Source organism: Streptomyces sp. NPDC004838, from assembly GCF_053600955.1.
The window spans coordinates 1-18,480 of the sequence record NZ_JBSGAW010000039.1 but is presented as its reverse complement, the minus strand read 5'-3'; the positions used below and the strand labels follow the sequence as shown (position 1 = coordinate 18,480).

Genomic DNA, 18,480 nt, shown 5'->3' with positions numbered 1-18,480 from the left:
GCGAGGCCGCAACGCACGAGGCACCCGTGCTGTTGAGGGAGATGTTCGAAGTCTCAACTCGTCAGCGCAGGTGCCTCATTGGTCCCATATCCTGCCGCACTCGACCTGCCCCATGGGCTGGTCGAGTGGGTCACCATGCTCATCGTCACCCGCGAGGGTGACCGCCGCTCGCGGGTGCCGCTCGGTGACGATGCTGCGGACCGCGGGCCAGTTCCGGACCTCCCGCCCCCGGGGCTGGACCGGTAGGCGTCCACCAGAGCGCGGGCGGTCTGCCCGGGCCGGCTCCACGCCCGGGCAGACCCGCACCATGTCCGTGCCCATGGGGGCCTTCGCCGAGCTTTCGGCCCCGCACGTGCCTGGCAGCCCGGGGCCGGCCCTACAGCAGTGCGCTCCACCTCATCCGCCGCTGTAGCTGCGGGTGTGCGGATCGGGGCGGGTGGCGCCCTGAATCAAGCGTTCCAGTTCAGCGTCGGCCCAAGGGCGGTCGCTCTGGAGTTCTCGGCGTCGGCCTTCGGCGATGTCGGCGTACAGGTCTTGGTGGGCTCCGGCCGGGTCGCCTCGGTAGTCGGTGATGCGCTGACCTGTCCATGCCCAGTACAGGGCGGATCCCAGGGCGAACAGCTCAGCCTCCGGGGTGAGCCGGACGTGCTGCTCCTCCCCGGTCTTCAGGAGCTGAGCGGCGGTCTCCGGCGCGATGACGTGGATCAGTCCGCCGCGGTAGGGGAACGGGAGGGGGAGATCGGGGTGGTGCGCGTTGTCGTGGTCGATGAACTCGACCCGGCCGCTGGGGAGGAGGATCACGTTCTCGGTCTGCATGTCGCCGTGAGTCCAGCCGGTCGCATGGAACCGGTGGAGCGTGGTGAGCGCGGTGCGGGCGCCGTCCCGCATCTGTGCCCGCTGCCCGGCGGTGGCGGTGCCCTCACGCGCGGGGGCGAAGACGTCCCACAAGGAGCGGCCGTCGACCCAGGGGATGGCCATCCACCGCCCCTCGGTCCCGGTGGCACCGCGCGGACCGGGGTGACGGCCTTGACGGTGGAGCAGTTCGTAGGCGGCGTGCTCGTGCGCGAGGTGGCCGCGGGCGCCGGGGACAGCCGTCTTGATGGTCCAGGAGCCGGCCCGCCAGGTGTCTGCGCCCTTGCGGCCGGTGAGGTGCTTGGGCGGCTGGTGTTCTCCTGGCCGCTCTGCCGGAGTTCCTCGGCGGCCTCGCGGCCGGACTCCTGCTCGCCGCCGGGGCCTGGACCGTCCAGAAGATCCGCGCCCGTCGCACCGAACCCGGGACAGCGGAGAGGGGCGTTCCGCCAGTGGAATAGACGTCCCGGTAGGGCGGAGGCTCTGCGGTACGGCATGGAGCCGGTCGTGGCGGCCAGGCTCCGCGAGGCGGGCCCTGGTGCGGGGACGGCACCGTACTTTCCTCCGGCGCGAGACGGGCAGCTCGCCGAAGGTGCCTCCGCTGTGTGCCCGCGCCGCTGTGGCAGGCGCTTCTCGAATACGCCGAGCCGGTGATCTGATCGCCTTGGGCACGGAGGCGAAGCGGCGGGGCCTGTTCAGCTTGGCTATCGCCTCCTGCGTGCGCGCCGCAGGCGGGGTTAATCGAGCGGTACCCATTGCGGACGGCCGTCGATCGTGCCGCGCACGCCCCGGATCCGCCGGGGGCTGTCGGGCTCTCCGCAGGCGGTGGACAGCGGGGACAAGGCCGTTCAGCCGAGGAAGCGCAGCACTTCGCGGCAGAGTTTGTCGAACGAGGGCGCGGCGTGGCGGGCTGCGTCGAGGTCGAAGTGCTGGACGAAGGAGGGCTGGTGGGCGGGAGGCCGGTAGGTGCTGCCGGCCGGCATGCGGTCGGACAGCCATTCCTTGGCTTCGCGGATCGTCTCCGGATCGGGCGGAGGTGGGAGGTCGTGGGGCAGTCCCATGTGCCCGGCCAGTCCCCTGGCTCCGGCCAGGAACCGTGCCTCGAACTCCCGCACGGCCGCGACCACGGTCAGAGGGACGTGCGCGTGGCTGTTCCGCGCCAGGCTGTGGCAGACCAGCCTGATCCCGCTGTCCGTCGCGGAGATCCGCCGCCTGATCGGACTGGTTCCCCACCCACAACACCTCACCGTGGCCCACCATCTGCACTGGTCATGGTGGAGATGGGAGGACCCGTGGGACACGCCGAACTGCTGGCACGACACCGCCGTGTCATGCCGTCATGGATGCATCTGTACTACGACGAGCCGATCGAACTGGTCCAGGGCTCGGGCCGCAGGATCGTCGACGGCGAGGGCAGGGAGTACCTCGACTTCTTCGGCGGTCTGCTCGCGACCATGGCCGGCCACGACATTCCCGAGATCACCGAGGCGATCGCGGCCCAGACCAAGCGTCTGCTGCACTCCTCGACGCTGTACCTGATCCGTTCGCAGATCGAACTCGCCGAGCGGATCGCGGGGCTTTCCGGCATCCCGGACGCGAAGGTGTTCTTCGTGAACTCCGGTACGGAGGCCGTCGAGACGGCGATGCTCCTCGCGACCCAGCACCGCCGCTCCAACCAGGTGCTCGCCCTGCGCGGCAGCTACCACGGGCGGTCCTTCGGCACGGTGGCCGCGACCGGGATCCGCGGCTGGTCGGCCACCTCACTGAGCCCCGTCCATGTCACCTATGTCCACAGCGGCTACCGCTACCGCAGCCCCTTCGGGCATCTCGACGACGCGGGGTTCACCGCCGCGTGCACCGACGAACTGCGCACGATCATCGAGACGTCCACCTCCGGCGACGTCGCCTGCCTGCTCGCCGAGCCCGTGCAGGGCGCGGGCGGCTTCGCGACGCCGCCGCCGGGCTTCTTCGCCGCCATGAAGGAGGTGCTCGACGAGTACGGCATCCTGCTGGTCTCCGACGAGGTCCAGACCGGCTGGGGCCGCACCGGCGCGTCCTTCTTCGGCATCGGCGCCCATGAGGTGACCCCGGACGCGATGACGTTCGCCAAGGGGCTCGGCAACGGGCTCGCCGTGGGCGGGGTCGTCGCGAGGCCGGAGCTGATGGACAGTCTCACCGCCAACTCCATCTCCACCGCGGGCGGCAACCCGGTCGCCATGACGGCCGGGCTCGCCACCCTCGACTATCTGCTCTCCCACGACCTCCAGGCCAACGCCGACAAGGTCGGCGAGCGGCTGCTGACCGGACTGCGCGCGATCGCCGGCGGCTGCCCGCTGGTGGGTGACGTACGCGGTACGGGCCTGATGATCGGGGTGGAACTCGTCCTGCCCGGCACGAAGACACCCCACACGGCGGCGACCACCGCGGTCCTGGAGCAGGCACGCGAACAGGGGCTGCTGATCGGCAGGGGCGGTCTGCTGGGCAACGTCATCCGCGTCACCCCGCCGATGACCGTCACCGTGGACGAGGCGGACGAGGCGCTGGCCGTGCTCCGGGACGTGCTGACGCGGGTGAGCCGTTCGGTCATCAACGGCTGAGGCGACGGGCGAGGGCGTGTCCGCGCCGGACGGTACGAGCGGACACCCCGAGGCCCCTCGGTCAAACCCGGCCCCGGCCCCGGGCCCGCGGTCGGACCCGGCCCCATGGGCACACCCAGACTTCAGACCCGGGCCCGCGGCGGGAGCGATCCGGGGGCGGTCGACCGCCGAACCCCGTGGGCGGTACACGCGCGTTCGCGGGTCAGTCGGTGATCTCGATCTTCCCGTTCGCCGGCCCGGAGGCGGGCACTTCCCCGTCAGTCCGGCCACGCAGGGTGATTCCCTTGAGCAGCTCCGCGAGGTCGACTCCGGTCGTGGAGTTCAGGAGTTCCATGCCCTGGACGACGTTGTCCGTGACCGTGCGGGAGAGTTGACTCGCGCCATCGGTGGAGATCACGGTCAGCTTGTCGATGGCGCTCAGCGGCTCGGCGGCCTTGCCGACGACCTGCGGCAGTACCTCGACCAGCATCTGCAGCACGGCCGCGTCACCGTACCGCGCGAACGCATCGGCCTTCTTCTGCATCGCCTCCGCCTCGGCAGATCCCTTGGCGGCGATCGCCGCCGCCTGGGCCTCGCCCTCGATCCGTACAGCGTCGGCGATCGCCGCACGGTGAGCCTTCTCGCCCTCGCCGGTCAGCCGGGAGCGCTGGGCGTCCGCCTCGGCCTCCTTGACCAGGGCGATACGGCGCGCTTCGGCCTCCTGCTCGTCCCGGTAGCGGGCGGCGTCGGCGGGCTTGCGGACCTTGGTGTCGAGTTCGCGGTCGGTCAGCGCGGCCTGCCGTTCGGCGACCTTCTCCTGCTGGCTGAGGATCTCCTGCTGCCGGTCGGCCTCGGCGAGCGGACCCGCCGCGTTGGCCTTCGCCGCCGCTTCGTCCGTCTCGGCCTTGATCTCGGCCTGCTTGAGGGCGAACGTCCGCTGCGCGATGGCGATCTCCTCCTCGGCCTTCAGGCGTGCCTGCTCCGACGCCCGCCGGGCCACCGCCTCGGCGATGTCGGCCTCCTGCTTGGCGCGGGCGGCCTCCGGGCGGCCGAGGTCCTCCAGATAGGAGCCGTCGGTCGTGATGTCCTGGATCTGGAAGGCGTCCAGCACCAGGCCCTGCCCGGACAGGCTCGCTTCGGCCTCCTCGGCGACCTGCCCGGCGAAGGCGGCCCGGTCACGGATGATGTCCTCCACGGACATCCGGCCGACGATGGACCGCAGCGCGCCGGAGAGCACCTCCTGGGTGAAGCCGACGATGCCCTTCTGCTGCATGAGGAACCGCTGGGCCGCGGCCCGTATGGAGTCCTCCGTGCCGCCGACCTTGACGATGGCGACGCCTTCCAGATGGGCCTTGACCCCTCGCAGCGTGACGGCTCCGCGCACGGCGACCGGGATGTGCCTGCTCGACAGGTCGAGGGTGAACTTCTGCTGGACGAAGGGGACGACGAAGACTCCGCCGCCTACGACGACCTTCTGACCGCTGTTGTCGGTGAAGATCTGGCCCGTGGCCGGGTCGGTGGACTTCTTGCCGCGCCGGCCGGTGATGATGAAGGCCTCGCTGGGGCCCGCGACCTTGTACCGGGTGATGACGACAAGGCCGAGCAGGACGAGGAGTGCGACGATCCCCACCGCTGCGGTGATGACTGGACTCATGAGGGAATCCCCCCTGCCGCCCGGGGGTGGCAGCTCGAAGTCGATTGGTTGAGTGGGTGCCCGCCGGATCAGCGTTCGACGCGGCGGACGGAGACCGAGGTGTTCGACAGCGCGGCCTCGACCCAGATCTCGGCTCCGCGCTCCACCGGAGCCGGGCTCTTCGCCGCGAGTTTCACCGGCTGGCCGCCCAGTTTCACCAGGACCTCGCCGTAACCGCCGGCGGGGATGTCGGTGACGACGGATCCCGCGGTGCCGATCAGGTCCTCTCCGCGCGGAGTCGCGACGGTGTCGCCGCGCATCAGGACACGGCTGAGTTTCCAGGTCAGCCAGCCCGCCGCCACCCCGGCGACCGCGCCGATCGCGGTGGCGGCACCGGTTCCGAGACCGGTCGTGCCCAGCACGATCACGCCGCCGAAGCCGAGCATCGAGACGAATCCGGCGATGACCGGCAGGGAGAGCAGCCCGTCGAAGAGACCGTCGAGAACGCCGCCGAGAAGCCCGTCGAGTATCCCGTCGAAAACGAGTGACAGAACCAGCAGCACGATGCCCGCGATGCCGAGCCCCAGAAAGAACGTCACTGCAGCCGCCTTCCTGTTCCCACCGGTTCCCCGTCGGTCGCTGTGACCGATGTCAGGGTCTCACGTGCGGACAGCGGAGCGCATTGCCTGAACCCGGCAATCTCCGCGCCTCATCGATGCCCGCCTGCGCCCCGGTGTCACCGCGCGTCCGTGCGGGAGAACGGCGTCGGGAGAGGCAGGTGTCTCCGGCAGAAGCACGGGCGGGCCGCCCTCGCGTTTCCGCTGCCCGTCGTCCCCGGTGCGCAACCGGCACCGCCGAACAGGGTGGGGCCGGTGGCTCAACATCCGCGCCGGGCCGGTCGGCGGTCCCACCGCCCCACCTGAGGCCAGCCGGGAACGGGCATGCCCCGAACCGGTGGCGGATGCGAGTGACGCCCCATGGGCATCCCCACAGGCACCTCCGAACCCATCCCCCTCAAGGCCCCCGACTTCCCGGGCAGTTCGCCCGAACACGCAGATTCTCGCTCGGCGTGCCAGGCCACTTCACCGTTTCGCCCAACGGCTCCCCGGTACTGTTCGTCCGCGCCGCGAACCGTACCGATAGCCGTCAGTTCCCTGTAGCTGTACGAGGAGAGCCGCGAGCGGGTCCTCGCCGACCCGGCCGAACTCGGGAAGGACGACGGCAGGGTTCCGGAGGCGGAACGGGCGCGCCGGGAGCGCGCGGGAGCAATCGTCGGGGGTGGTGTCGTACGCGACCGACGCCGACGTGCGTCTCGCCGCCTTCGCACTCGGCGTCCTGTGGACCGTGCGGAACGGACGGCGGCGCACCCCACCGAATCGGGACGGCGGGCGCGGCGGTCCACGCGGTGCCGCCGGTGGACGGGTCGGCGCGCAGGACACCGTCCATGGCCGTCCAGAACAGACCCTCGTCGGCGGCGGCCGCCATGCCGTCCACTTCCCCCGCCGCGGTCCAGGGGCCGTCGGCGGTGAGAACGCCGGTGACGGTCACACCCGGTTCAGGCAGAGCAGGGGGGAATGCTCCACACCCTGCGGTGCCGGGCGCAGCCAGGGCAGCGGGCCCCGCCCGGCCAGTGCGGCCAGCGTGGTCTGCCCGGCCGAACTCGAAGAACTCGAGTACCACCGGGTCAACGCCGAGTACCGTGCGCGCCAGGAGCGCGGCGAGACCGGCCCGGGTATCCCCCATGACGAGACCCGCCCCCGGATCCTGGACCTGCTCCCCCGCACCCTGGAGCAGCCCGCGACACTGCGCACGGTGCTCGCCGAGACGGATGCGGCCTGGGCCCTGTGGCATCAGTGCGCGAAGCGCTTCCGCCGGCAGGAGAAGACCGGCACACGGGACTCCTTTCTGGATCCGCCGACCTGCCGCGAACGGCTCGACGCGGCCGCCGAACCGTGGCACCGGCCACCGCCCGGCGAGGACGAGCGGGCCGCCGAACGGACACGCCACCTGCGGCAGATCGCCCTCATCGACCGGCACGCCCGTGCCGACGACGCCGTCGGTACCCGCTTCCGCGCCTTCATGGACCACCAGCTCCAGCTGGCCGGACTCCGCTGAGTCCTCGACCAGGAGGAGCCTTACGACTTCGGCCAGCCCTACATGGACATCTGCATGGCCGACTGGGTACTCCTCGCCCCCGCCTACAAGACCACCGACACGAACACCCTTGTCATCAAGGGCAGGTTCACCCTCGTCGACCCGTGGCTCCCCCGCCGGACCCCGTAACCCCGCCGACAGCGCCCGCCCGGAGAACAGCACCGCCGCCCCCGGGGCAGCCGGGCGGAACGACGGCCGGGACGGGCGGTCGTCCGCAGCCCCGGGGCCTGCGCCGCTCCCGGAACCGGACGGCGCCACCCGTCCCGTCCACCCTGCCCGGCCGGACACACCCCGCCCACACCCCGGGCGCCGGATCACGCAGACGGCGCACCCCTGCGGAGCACGTCGTCGTCCGATACAGCGCCGCTCGACCACCGGGCGCATGCGGGCAGCCGCTGCCGAGAGCACGAAGGGAACTCGGGCAGCTCCTCGACGAGACCACCCGGTGGCCCACCGTCCGGACGTTCACCGCCGCCGGGCGGGCCGCCGAGGGCACAATGCGGGTATGACTCCCGAGTCCTCCCGACGGACGCCGCCCGCCGCCGAGGTCCTGCGCGAGCGGTACGCCTCCCGGCTGCCCGCCTCGCTCACGGACCTGGACGGGCCCGGCACGGACAGGTCGACCTCCCACTGCACGTGGTGTGGTCCGGGCTGCGGACCTTCGACCTCGACCGCCCCCACTCACGAATGAGCCTCTACCGCGCCGTCCTCGCCGAAGGACAGCACGACGACCTCGCCGCCTACCTCAACGCCGGCCTGCTCACCGCGCAGTGGCCCGCCCTGCGCACCCTGATCAGCAGAACGGTCCGCGACGTGTGGGAGGCCGCATTCCCCCAGCTGCCCGCACAGGCGGCCGGGGCGGCGTGAACCTCAGCGGCCTGCACCGCCGGCTCCGACGTGATCGCCATCGGCGCCCCCTATCCCCTCGTCGTCACCGGCGGCTACGCCGTCCAGGCCCACGGCCTCGTCGAACGCCTCAGCCAGGACCTCGACCTCGCCACCGAGAATCAGGTGCGCCCACTATCGCGTCGGCTTGGCCGGCCGAGCCTATGGGGGCAGCCAGTCGGACTGTGACAGGCCGACATCAGCCCGTTACACATGAGGGCTCCTCAGACTGAGTACGCCGGACCCGCGGTCTGAGTAGACGGACGCTGCCGGAGGCCGGGGCCGCCCGGGTTGGCTTCGGGGCATGAACGCATCCGAATCCGTGCCACCCGCCCCGACGGCGATGCCAAGGGATCTCACCCGGCTGTGGGCTGCGCTGGCCGCAGTCCTGTTCCTGCCGGCGGCTGCGGGCGCCGGTGTCCTGGCACTGGCGTCGGAGCGGACATCGCGATGTCTGACCTACGGGGAGCAGTGCGCCTCCGGGATGCCGGGGTGGCTGTTCGGATGGGGTGCCGGGGTCGGCGCCTTGGCTCTGGTCATCGCCGTGGCAGCACCGGCCGTGCGAATCCGGCGGGCGGCGCTCGCCGTCCAGGTCATCGCCGAGTGCACCGCCCTGCTGGTCATCGTCAGCCACGCCTGACGCGCGGCCCGACCAGGGCGGCAGCAGCGAGAGTGCTTGAGGCCCTCGGGCGGTTCAGGCGTGCCGTGTCGCGGAGACGGGATCCGTGTCTCCACAGGACTGTCGGACCCCCGCCGCTGCTCCGCCTTCCGCCAGGCCAAGCCCACCCGTTGCCGGACTCTGACCACCACGACCAGGACCACAGAGCCCACGTGAAGGACAGGCCATGACCGAGCCGCAGGACACCCCCGACGACACCTGCCCGCCCTGGTGCGCCCCCACCAAGGACCCCGTCCTCCTCACCCTCCGACAGCACTACGAGATCGAGGGTGAGCAGCGGCATCCCGGGATCTGCGTAATCTGCCGCACGGCCTTCCCCTGCGACGTCCGCCGCGTCCTGCCCCCCGCCCACCGGGAGCACATCGGTGACCACCGACTGACCCACCGGCCAGGGAAGGAACACGCTGGCCCGAGGGTCCGTGACCGACCACCGGTCCGGGCCCTCACGTGCGCGCGCGAGACGAGAGCCGCCGCGGTACGACGTGCGTTTGACCGGTCGCTCGCACATCGAGGAGACCGGCGAGCCGTCGCTCAACGCCGCGCTCGACAGCGGGCAGACGATCCACCGCAAGCAACGCGGGAACACGGGCGGGCGGCCTCCGGCTTTCGATCGCAACGACTACAAGGCCCGGCACGCGGTCGAGTGCGGGATCAACCGGCTCAAACGCAACCGGGCGGTGGCCACACGGTTCGACAGACTCGCGGTCCGCTTCGAGGCCACCGTCCAGGCCGCACGTGCGGACCGTTTCGACCAGCAGCACCGCCCCGGCCTGCGAGACCGTCCCGCTGCCACCGCCCTCGACGCCGACACGCGGGTACAACCCGATACGCCTGCTCACCTGGAGAGTGCTTCTTTCCGTGCAGCCAACAGGACCCTAGACAAGTCCCACCGTTGCAGGTCAGAAGCACTCTCCGCTTATTTGATCAGGGCATGGACGAGCACGCTCTGCTTCGGCAAGCCGGTCCCCAAGAGCAAGGCACCGAAGAAGGCGGCCCAGGCGGCGACGGCGGCAACCGCTGGGGTGCCGTGGTGCAACACGCAATTCCCCAGCATCCTTGCGACACGGCTCATCGAATGTGACGTGCGGACGGTGCCCGTCATCATCAGAACCAACGGCGTCCCGGACGCGATCGCCTACTTCACGTTCCTGCGCATGATCAATCTCGACGGGCAGACCTGCCGCCCGTCCTCGGCGCGCGGGCCGCACTGCTCGACCGCCGGATTCGACTTCGCGGCCGGCGTGGTCCGCGGTACATACGGCTTCGTCTGGTACGGGCTCGGAGAATCGTCGAGCGGACTCGGGTCAGGCGCGGTGTAGTCCGGCGTGGGAAGGGTGAGGTCGACGGGCAGCTCCACACGGAACGGCGCCCACGGCGACCAGCTCGTCTCGTACAGGCTGCCATCGAACGCGGACGTGTGGAACACATAGTTCGTGTTCAGAGACAGCTTGCCCGCCGGGACGTCCACCGTGACGGTTGACCCGGATGCGACGTAGGGGGAGACGATGACGCCATACGGGTTGTCGCCGACCATCACCTTCGTCTTCGGCCTGCCCGCGGCATCCGCCGTCCACACCTCGAACGACAACGTGGACCTGTCCCCGTCGGCGTCGGTCACCGTGTTCTTCAGCTGGACCTTCTGCGAGATGACCCGCTGGAACCCGGCAGCGTCCCTCCTCGGCGACGGCGCGGCCGTCGGGTTCCTGCCCGACACCGGGCGGGAACCCGCGGCAGCAGCCGACGGCACTTCGGCCCCCGCGAAAGGAGTACTGGAAGGCGCCGCGCTCGGATCCGGCCGGGCCGCGCTGCCCGTGTCGGCCGCAGTCGCCGCGCCGGTACTCATGAGCAGCAACATGACGGCACCGACAGCTACACGCGAAACTATGTGCCCTCTTCTTGACGTACCTAACAAAACGTTTCCCTTCTGCCACTGCCCCCGCTTGCTCCCGGGACAGAGCTGGAACGGTTTGGTGGTCGAGCCCTGATCTTCTACGGCCCGCGTGAACGCTCAACAAAGCGCCCTTGGCCAGGCGTTCACCCCGGTACACGAAATCAATGCCGAACTTCCCTGTCGACACCGCAAGGCAGACATGGCTCGATGACCACACAGATCTCCACTGTTCTCTCTCGCCCCCCTCCGACACGTGCCATCCACGGCTTCACCTGGAGCGGCGTCAGGCTCATGGCAGGTCATCATGCGGGTATCGCGGTGGAGAGAAGGCCACAGCTTGGCCGAGAGGACTCGCAACAGCACGTCTATCACGACGCGAACCGGCGTCCCTTCACGGTGCTGAACAGACGTCGGCAGCCGGGCTCCCAGCGACCCGCTTCGGGAGGTGCCATTGCCCGGCACGGTTCGATTGCGGCAGTTTCGGAGAGTGGGTACCGGTGTCCCCCGTCGGTCGGCTAGAAGAGGCCGGAGCGCATGTGTTGCGTGAGGTTCTCGAGGATCTCGCGCAGCCACGGGCTGCGGACGGCCGGCAGCCGGACCAGGGTGTGCTGGAACGTTCCCGGGTCGGCCCGGAACAGGTGACGGGGGCGCGGTGCGGGCGGGTCGTCGCGGAGAACGCCGTCGGGCATGGTGCCCGATGCGGGGAGGTGTAGGTGCGGATCGGGGAAGGCCAGCCACATCCACACCCCGAACGGCAGCGGCACCGGGTATGCCGATGCGGCCCGGCCGGCCGGGCCCCAGGTCTCCCCCGTCTGCGGATGGATCGGCACGAGGAGTATGTCGGCGTCCGCGTCAGGGCCGGACAGCCCCGGTCCGGCCAGGAATCCGCGCCGCGCTGGCGGGCCCGCGGGCAGCAGGGCGTCGAGGGCACGCTGGAACACTTCCGCGACCAGGCCGTGCGGGACAGTCACCGGCCGGCCATCCGAGGCAGCCAGGAGGTGGGCGAGCGCCTGGCCGGCCGCCGCCTCCCACCGCGGACTCCATGACCACCAGTGGTCCAGCCCGAGCGGTGAGCCCCATCTGGTAATCGGCTCGAACGGAGGTGTGCCTTTCCCCTCCGTCATCAGTTCCGCCCAAGAGAGCGGTGTGGTGCCGGTGTTGCCGGCGGGGAGCCGGCGCACGGCATCCGGCGCGAGCCAGACCGCCTGCCAGAGTGAGCAATCGTCGATCCGGTTCGCCACGGGAAGGCCGCACGCCTCGCAGGCCATGTTGGGGCCGTCACCCCAGTCGAGGCCGCAGCAGTAGCCGCCGCCCTTCTCCGGGATGAGCACGGTGCCGCGTGTATCCCCGGGTGCGATGACGATCGTGCCAGGCGCGCCGTCGGACAAGGCGTAGACCGGTGCGTAGATGCCGCGGGCCGCTGCCTCGTCTGGATCGGTCTCCTCCCATCTGCGCCACGGCGGCCCCCAGGGCTCCGGTTCCACGGCGAACGTGCCCGACTCCATGAGTACGGGGAGCTGAATCCCGTTGCCGTACTTCTGATGGGCGTGGGTCGGCAGCGCGACCGGAGAGAGCGGGACGGTCAGCCTGGCGCCGCACCCGGCACACACGAAAATGAACAAATGTCCTCCGCTGGAGAAACGGAGAGCATCGTCGCAGCTCCGCGGCGGACCAGCCCATGTGTTTTCCTCCGCTGCAAATCCGAGCACCGCCGCGGCGCGAAGCATCACCGGCAGAAGTCCCTGCCCGCCCCCGCGCATGCCACCCGGTGCGGGCGCCGGGTGCGGTTCAGTGGCCGGGGCGGTGACGCGCGGGAGCGCTGTGGCCCGGGCCCGGGCCCGGGTTCTGGGGCTGGGGCTGGGGCTGGGGCTGGGTGAGACGCCGGGCCGACTGCGTCAGCCGCTCTGTGCGGGCTGCGGAATCGGCGATGATCCTGTCCAGGATGGCCTCCTGCGCCGTGGTCAGATGCTGCCGCTCAATGGTCAGAGCGGGGCGGACGGAGCGTAGAGGGTGGTGAGGGCGGCGTCCAGGCGGAGCCGGCCGGTCGGCGTGGCGGGCCTGGAATGGCGCGCTGCCACCGGGCCATCCACCGGGCGGTGTTCGCGATACCGGTTCCCGCGGCAGTGCCGCCGGAGGCGCCGCAGGACGCCTCCGGCAAATACCGTGCCCGCTACGACGAGCTGGGCCACCATCGCACCCCGCATCCGTTCGAGGACCGCCGCGAAGAGATCAGAAGCAGAGCGGACGCCCTCATCCGAGAGGTCGCCGACCGGACCAGCCGGGCACCGGAACTCCCCGGCCCACCCCGCGCCCCGGCCCCGGCCAGCCCCCGTTCTCCCAGCCGCCCGGCCCCAGCCCCCGCGGCCCCAGGCCCTGAAACCAACACCGGCCCGGTCGGGGGTGCTTCTCCGCCCCGCAGCGGACCGCTGAGGCACCTTCGTGGCCGTCCTCAAGCTCGAGCTGTGGCTTCCCAGGCGGCGGTTACGCACCCTTCCTCCCAATTCCACCATCCCTTGGTCTCGCCGTGTTCCAAGACCTTGCGGATCTGGGGCAGATCCGCCTCCGGCGGGACATCCAAGGCCACCATCCCGTACCTCTCGATCCCCTCGCCGGTCGTGCCGAGACGGTGGAAGACCTCCAGCACGCTCCGCCGGGCAGCGGCTGAGCCGTCGTCCTTCAGCACGATCAGCCGGATGGTGCAGTTCTGAGACGGCTGGACCGTCTCCCCGGCCCAGAGAACACCGTCGCCACCAAGCTCCGCCTTGATGATGTCCCCGCTGGCGACGCCGCGGACGAACCAGGGCGTGTTGTCCAGCCGCACGGTGCCGTCGCCGAGGTCCACGGCCCACAGGCTCTCGACGCTCACCGGCGGCCAGCCGTCCTCGTCCATGTCCATCCGGAAGTGGACTTTCACGTGGTCGTCACTGATGTTCGTCACCGCGCCATCATCCACGCCCGCGCCGGGGGCGGACTCCGCGCAAGCGTCGGCCCGTGCGCGGTCGCTCCACCGCCGGCGGCGTTCACGGCCAGCCCGGCCCAGGCCGGGTTCCGGCCGGGCGGCGTCTCGTCTCCTTCCGGAACCAGCCGTGAGCGGGCTGTGGCCCCAAGATTCCCGGCGGCCCTGCCGGTCTGCCGGATTGCCCACGGCCGGCGTATCCGGGCCTCTACGATGCCAGCTCCTTCGCCGACCCGAGCGATGTCACGACGACGAGCAGCAGGTCCGCCGTGTCACCCGGCCGCAAGAGAACAAGGGACTGTCCGATGCACAATGCCACCGTCCAGGTGCCCGACGGCTGGGGCCTGTCGCCGCAGGAGTACGCCGACCGGGCCACCGGCCTCTACGCCCGTGCCCGGGCGGCCGTCGCCGCCCACACCGGCCATCTGCGCGAGGCCGCCGCCGACACGGCCCGGGAGACGGAAAAGCTGACAGCAGCGGTCGCCCGCGACGACCTGGCAGCGGTGGAAGCGGGCATGGCACGCCTGTTCACCCTGACCGAAGCCGTCCTCGCCCACAGCGCCCGCACCGCACCCCTCCACGACCTCCTCGGCACCACCCCGCCCCCCGCAGCACGCCCCGTGGACGTACCCCGGCTGCGCGAGGAGGATCTGCCTCCTCTTCCGGAGGGCGACGTCGTACCGCCGGGCACGACCCTTCCGACGGAGGAACTGCTCCGGACGCTGGAGGAGCTGGCAGAACTGCGGGCACCGGTCTTCCGGGAGCGGTTCCGGCTCGCCACCGAGCACTTCACCCGGGTCCTGGACCTGCTCCCCCGCACCGTGGAGCAGCCCGCCGCCCTGAGCGGAACGCTCGCCGAGGCCGACGCGGCCTGGGCCCTGTGGCACGAGACCGGGAAAAACGGCCGCCCGCACGAGCAGACGCGCACCCACGACGACTCCTTCCTGAACCCGCCCACCTACCGCGAACGGCTCGACGCGGGATCCGACCCACGGGACCTCAACCCGCCCCGCCACCACACCGAAGACGAGGACGGACACGCCGCCGAACGGGCCCGGCACCAGCGGCAGATCGCCGCCATCGACCGGTACGCCCGCGCCGACGACGCCACCGGCACCCGCTTCCGCGCCTTCATGGACACCCAGCTCCAGCGGGCCGGGCTCCGCAGAGTCGTCACGATGGAGAACCGCACCGATTTCGGAACCTCGGACATGGAGATCTGCAGCATGGTCGCGTGGACACTTCTCACGCCCGCCTACAGGACCACCGACACCGACACCCTCGTCCTCCGCGGCAAGGCAGCACTCGTCGAAGCCTGGCTCCCCCGCCGGGCGCCGTAACCGGCGGACACCCCACGGCACACGGCCGGAGTTCGGTCGCCGGGGTCTTACGGTTCCACACGGCGGGAAAGCCTGCTCCGGCCTGCGCTACCCGGGCTGGTGGGCCGGGGCAGGGAGCAGCTGGACCAGGCCGACCCAGGTGTCGTCGTCCGCGTGGACATGGGCGGCTCGGACGGTCCAGCGGCCGGGCGGTACCGGAACCGGGGCCTGTTCCGGCAGGGTGTTCCCGCCGGGGTAGGCGGTGTCCAGCCCGGCCCCTGCTTCGGCGGAGTCCATGAGAACCGCTGGGCCGTCCGTCTCCCAGATACCGCACGCCTCCCAGGCGGTTTTCGGGTCGGCAAGTACGGCTGCGGCGGCCGTGACCAGATCGGCTTCGGACCAGGCGGCAAGCCAGCGGACGAAGAGTCGCTGTTCCGGCAGATAGCAGGTGGTGGCGGGCTCGTCGGCCAGGACAAGCCCCTGCCCGCCCTCCGGGCCGACCGTGATCACTCCGGCCAGTCCGTCCACCTCGCAGGCACGGTCGTAGTCGTCACGGGTGCCGCCGTCGCCGTTCACCAGGCCCGACATCGTGCAGCCGTCCCACCGATTTTGTCCGGACTCCGGAACGGCGATCAGGGGACCGCCCATCGACGCGACCCACTTGAGACACGGCCCGGCCGAACCGGCCCCGGCAGGAGAGGGAGTCTTCATGACGCCAGTGTCCCCGTTGGCCACCGGCCGTGTTCACCGGACTGCGGCAAAGGCGGTCCGGCTCGTGCCCGCAGCCCGCGGCACCTGCCGGGGCTCCTGATCGGCCGGGCCGGGCTGCTCGCCGTCCCTGATCACCCCGGGCAGGGGCCTCGTCTGAGGCCCGGCCCGCAGCAGAGGCCGGAGCACGCCGCCGCCGTGGCCGTCGGCCATGGCGTCGCCCGGCGGCCCGGGGGCTGGCGTGGCGTGTGCCGTCAGGTCAGGGGGTCTTCGCGGGGGGGCAGCGCCAGGGCGAGGTACTCGGTGAGGGCGGTGCTGTCGAGTTTGCCGTCCATCGCGAGGGAGCGGTGCAGCGTGCTCGCGACGGCGTCGCGAGGGATGCCGAGACGGTTCCCGGCTTCGCGGACGATGTCGCCGATGGCGTACTGGCCGTGGTCGGGGTGGTGGCGGATGAGCCAGTCCAGGGTCTGGGCGATGGGTGTGGCCAGGGCGTAGAAGTGCGTGCGGTCGTCGCCCTCGTCGTCGTCCCAGCTGTGCTGCTCGGCCAGGTCGTTCAGCACGGCGTGACGGACGGTGGCGGCGAGGGAGGCGGTGGGGATGATGCTGTCCAGTCCGTCCGCGACGTTCCAGGCGAGCTCGTCGGAGATCTCGCGGACGGCTGCCTCGCTGCGGTGGCGCAGCACCCACCGTCTGCGGGTCTGGGGGCGGCGGCTCCAGAGGAGGTTGTGGAACCTGGTGCCGAAGCGTTCGCGGAGGTCGCTGACGCCGGAGGGCAGGGCGTCCGGGGTGGTGGAGACGGCGGCCGCGCACTGTCCGGGGAACGGCGGCGCTGGGTGACCCAGTCCTGGGCGACCGGGCGGGACCATGCGCGGCGGCCGCTGACGGTGGCCTGGGGCAGGGGTACGTCGCCTTCGCCGCGGGAGGCGTACGCGCGCAGGGTGGAGGCGGCGATGCCGGCCAGTTCCGCGAACTCGGTGATGCCCAGCAGCTGGTCGCCGGCGAGTTCGGGCGCGGAGAGTTTCACCACGCACTTCTCCAGCGGGAACGTGTCGCCGCGCCGGGTGCGGTGCAGGTCCCACAGGGCCAGGTGGTTGGGCCAGCATCCGGTGAGGGGGCCGGTCCGGGTGTCGAAGTGCTCGATCCCGTATACGCGGCCGTCGCCGGAATCGGCGGTGTCGTCCAGGAAGCTTGAGGCACTGACGGCGACCGCGTCCTGTGCGGGGGTGCGGACGTAGTCCTCGTCGGCCGCGTCCCAGATCTGGCCGGGCCGGTACCAGGCGGAGCCGTCCCATCAGTAGCCGCCGGCACGGAACAGCAGCGGGCCGCCGTGCCAGTCGGTGTGCATCACGGCGGCGTCGGCGTCACGCACGAGCAGGACGGACCGGCCGTGGTCGGGGTGGTGGCGCACGCACCAGGCGAGGTCGTGGCGCAGGGGGTCGGTGGTGAAGGCCCGCCAGCCGCCGGCCTGGCGTTCCAGGTCGTAGCGGCCCCACCTGCCGTCGCCGCGGTTGCGGCCGACGGCCTCGAGTTCGCGGGGGTCGTCGAGCGGGATGTGGGAGTCGTCGACGAAGGGCAGATCCGGGACGGGGTGATCGGTCCGGAGTCCGTTCGCAAGAGGGCGCAGCGTATGCATGAGGGTTGTCGTGTCCTTCCACACCTGAACGCTGTAGACGACTACAGCGGAACGCGGTGAGGGCTACAGCGTGGTGAAGTGCCGCTCTTTGGCGTGAAGTTGACCTGCCGCACCGGCGGTGCCCGGCCGGGGGCGGGGGCACCGGGGCGGCCGTTCCCCTGGCCGGCGGCCCGGACCGACCAGCCGCCGGCCGGGCCGGGCCCTGCAGCGGACTCTGCCGGCGCCCCGGGCGGCAGGCGGGTTCGCGCCAGCCCCCGCCCCAGGGCCCGGTGTTCCGCCCGGGATCCGCCCGCGGGCACTGCGGGGACGGGCCCCGGGGCCCCGGCGATGCCGCGGTGAGAAACACCAGGGCGTTCAGGGGCGCGGTCGGCCAGACACTCACCGACTCGCCCGCACAGAGGTGACCGTCCGGCCCGGGACGGTCGAGGACGTCATCGAGCGGAACACGAGCACGGTCGCCGGGCGGCTGGGCATCCAGGTGAGAGCGGCCTGGCGGCACTTCGGCGCCGACGCGCCCGCCGACACCATCGCCCGCCGGCACCGCGGCACCGGGGCGGGCGATGACGGGGCCGGGGTGGGGCAGGCCCCGGTGCCTGTGCCGGGCAGCACCGGACTCGCCCTGATCCTTGCCCGCGTTACCGCCCTGGAAAGCGGCCGGGGTTCCTCCCGAGGCGGGACCGTTGGTGGATGAGCGGGGGCGGCATGCGGTGCGGTGCGACTGGGCGGTGTCGGCCGGCGGGCTTGAGGTGCGGCTGCCGGCGCGGCTGAACAAGGCGCGAGCGGCGGGAGGTTGCCGGTCGAGGTGCTGCGGCAGTACGCGGGTTTCGGGCCGCCCTGGGCGACAGCCGGACCCGAGGAGCGCGAAGCGTGAGGGCGTCGCGTTGTTTCGCTGAGTGCAATCTGCGCGAGTACAGGACAGTTGCACTCAGGGCGACGCCTGCCGGTATCGCCCGGAGTGCGACTCGCCGGGGGGGTTCGTTGGCGGTGAGCGGCCGGCATGGCTCGCGGGGAGCGCGCTGACCGCGACCGGGTGTGCTGTCAGGGGATACGGCCGACCTTCAGGACGATCACGGTGATGGTGTCGTCTTCCGGCTGGTACAGGATGCGCCAGTCGCCGACGGAGAGCCGCCAGTAGGCGGAACCGCCCAACTGCCGGGCACCCGGCGGGCGGGGCTCCTCGGCCAGGGCGCGCACCAC

Annotated in this window: 17 protein-coding genes and 3 pseudogenes; 10 read left to right on the top strand and 10 right to left on the bottom strand. The window is 71.5% G+C overall.

Annotated features, from left to right (window positions below; translation table 11 throughout):
* Positions 1-78: 78 nt before the first annotated feature.
* Positions 79-180 (top strand): annotated as a pseudogene (locus ACWEFL_RS32500) (IS5/IS1182 family transposase); the annotation flags it as partial.
* A 216-nt stretch (positions 181-396) separates the two neighbouring features.
* Here the strand turns inward: ACWEFL_RS32500 and ACWEFL_RS32495 are convergent.
* Positions 397-978 carry a hypothetical protein gene (locus ACWEFL_RS32495; protein WP_451719705.1) on the bottom strand — a complete coding sequence of 194 codons (582 nt, stop codon included), beginning with the start codon at positions 976-978 and terminating at the stop codon, positions 397-399.
* Between the two features lie 719 nt (positions 979-1,697).
* Positions 1,698-1,976, bottom strand: coding sequence for a hypothetical protein (locus ACWEFL_RS32490; protein ID WP_451719702.1), 279 nt, complete (start codon positions 1,974-1,976; stop codon positions 1,698-1,700).
* A 144-nt stretch (positions 1,977-2,120) separates the two neighbouring features.
* Between ACWEFL_RS32490 and ACWEFL_RS32485 the strand changes: the two genes are divergently transcribed.
* Positions 2,121-3,446, top strand: a complete 1,326-nt coding sequence (locus ACWEFL_RS32485) for an aspartate aminotransferase family protein (RefSeq protein ID WP_451719699.1) — start codon at positions 2,121-2,123, stop codon at positions 3,444-3,446.
* 202 nt (positions 3,447-3,648) lie between these two features.
* Here ACWEFL_RS32485 and ACWEFL_RS32480 read toward each other — a convergent pair whose 3' ends face one another.
* Together ACWEFL_RS32480 and ACWEFL_RS32475 are read right to left on the bottom strand one after the other, a co-directional pair.
* A complete protein-coding gene (locus ACWEFL_RS32480) occupies positions 3,649-5,079 on the bottom strand; it encodes a flotillin family protein (protein ID WP_451719697.1) in 1,431 nt (476 codons plus the stop codon).
* 68 nt (positions 5,080-5,147) lie between these two features.
* Positions 5,148-5,657: a hypothetical protein gene (locus ACWEFL_RS32475; protein ID WP_451719694.1), complete on the bottom strand. Its 510-nt coding sequence runs from the start codon at positions 5,655-5,657 to the stop codon at positions 5,148-5,150.
* 682 nt (positions 5,658-6,339) lie between these two features.
* Here ACWEFL_RS32475 and ACWEFL_RS32470 point away from each other — a divergent pair.
* The 6 genes and pseudogenes from ACWEFL_RS32470 to ACWEFL_RS32445 all read left to right on the top strand — a co-directional run bounded on the left by ACWEFL_RS32470 (position 6,340) and on the right by ACWEFL_RS32445 (position 10,761).
* Positions 6,340-7,173 (top strand): hypothetical protein, encoded by an 834-nt coding sequence (locus ACWEFL_RS32470; protein ID WP_451719692.1) that lies wholly within the window; start codon positions 6,340-6,342, stop codon positions 7,171-7,173.
* Between the two features lie 544 nt (positions 7,174-7,717).
* Positions 7,718-8,079, top strand: a pseudogene (locus tag ACWEFL_RS32465) (hypothetical protein).
* Positions 8,076-8,220 (top strand): annotated as a pseudogene (locus ACWEFL_RS32460) (nucleotidyl transferase AbiEii/AbiGii toxin family protein); the annotation flags it as partial. The pseudogenes ACWEFL_RS32465 and ACWEFL_RS32460, both read left to right, overlap by 4 nt.
* 181 nt (positions 8,221-8,401) lie before the next feature.
* Positions 8,402-8,737 (top strand): hypothetical protein, encoded by a 336-nt coding sequence (locus ACWEFL_RS32455; RefSeq protein ID WP_451719689.1) that lies wholly within the window; start codon positions 8,402-8,404, stop codon positions 8,735-8,737.
* A gap of 527 nt (positions 8,738-9,264) precedes the next feature.
* Positions 9,265-10,095, top strand: a complete 831-nt coding sequence (locus ACWEFL_RS32450) for a hypothetical protein (protein WP_451719816.1) — start codon at positions 9,265-9,267, stop codon at positions 10,093-10,095.
* Between the two features lie 186 nt (positions 10,096-10,281).
* Complete coding sequence (locus ACWEFL_RS32445; RefSeq protein WP_451719813.1) at positions 10,282-10,761, top strand: hypothetical protein; 480 nt, start codon at positions 10,282-10,284, stop codon at positions 10,759-10,761.
* A 421-nt stretch (positions 10,762-11,182) separates the two neighbouring features.
* Here the strand turns inward: ACWEFL_RS32445 and ACWEFL_RS32440 are convergent, their stop codons facing one another.
* Together ACWEFL_RS32440 and ACWEFL_RS32435 are read right to left on the bottom strand one after the other, a co-directional pair.
* The gene (locus ACWEFL_RS32440; RefSeq protein ID WP_451719686.1) at positions 11,183-12,289 is read right to left on the bottom strand and encodes a hypothetical protein; all 1,107 of its coding nucleotides are present in this window, start codon (positions 12,287-12,289) and stop codon (positions 11,183-11,185) included.
* Positions 12,290-13,116: 827 nt separating this feature from the next.
* Positions 13,117-13,605: a DUF4265 domain-containing protein gene (locus ACWEFL_RS32435; RefSeq protein ID WP_451719684.1), complete on the bottom strand. Its 489-nt coding sequence runs from the start codon at positions 13,603-13,605 to the stop codon at positions 13,117-13,119.
* Between the two features lie 323 nt (positions 13,606-13,928).
* On the opposite strand from ACWEFL_RS32435, the gene ACWEFL_RS32430 reads away from it, so the two are divergent.
* Positions 13,929-14,963, top strand: coding sequence for a hypothetical protein (locus tag ACWEFL_RS32430; RefSeq protein WP_451719682.1), 1,035 nt, complete (start codon positions 13,929-13,931; stop codon positions 14,961-14,963).
* Positions 14,964-15,050: 87 nt separating this feature from the next.
* On the opposite strand, the gene ACWEFL_RS32425 is transcribed toward ACWEFL_RS32430, so the two are convergent.
* From ACWEFL_RS32425 to ACWEFL_RS32415, 3 genes are all read right to left on the bottom strand, one after another.
* The gene (locus tag ACWEFL_RS32425) at positions 15,051-15,653 is read right to left on the bottom strand and encodes an Imm21 family immunity protein (protein ID WP_451719679.1); all 603 of its coding nucleotides are present in this window, start codon (positions 15,651-15,653) and stop codon (positions 15,051-15,053) included.
* 251 nt (positions 15,654-15,904) lie between these two features.
* Entirely contained in the window at positions 15,905-16,516 is a 612-nt protein-coding gene (locus tag ACWEFL_RS32420) for a hypothetical protein (RefSeq protein ID WP_451719677.1), read from the bottom strand.
* A 425-nt stretch (positions 16,517-16,941) separates the two neighbouring features.
* Positions 16,942-17,283 carry a hypothetical protein gene (locus ACWEFL_RS32415; protein ID WP_451719675.1) on the bottom strand — a complete coding sequence of 114 codons (342 nt, stop codon included), beginning with the start codon at positions 17,281-17,283 and terminating at the stop codon, positions 16,942-16,944.
* 400 nt (positions 17,284-17,683) lie between these two features.
* Between ACWEFL_RS32415 and ACWEFL_RS32410 the strand changes: the two genes are divergently transcribed.
* Complete coding sequence (locus tag ACWEFL_RS32410; RefSeq protein ID WP_451719672.1) at positions 17,684-17,974, top strand: hypothetical protein; 291 nt, start codon at positions 17,684-17,686, stop codon at positions 17,972-17,974.
* Positions 17,975-18,321: 347 nt separating this feature from the next.
* Here ACWEFL_RS32410 and ACWEFL_RS32405 read toward each other — a convergent pair whose 3' ends face one another.
* Complete coding sequence (locus tag ACWEFL_RS32405) at positions 18,322-18,477, bottom strand: type II toxin-antitoxin system RelE family toxin (RefSeq protein ID WP_451719808.1); 156 nt, start codon at positions 18,475-18,477, stop codon at positions 18,322-18,324.
* Positions 18,478-18,480: the final 3 nt, after the last annotated feature.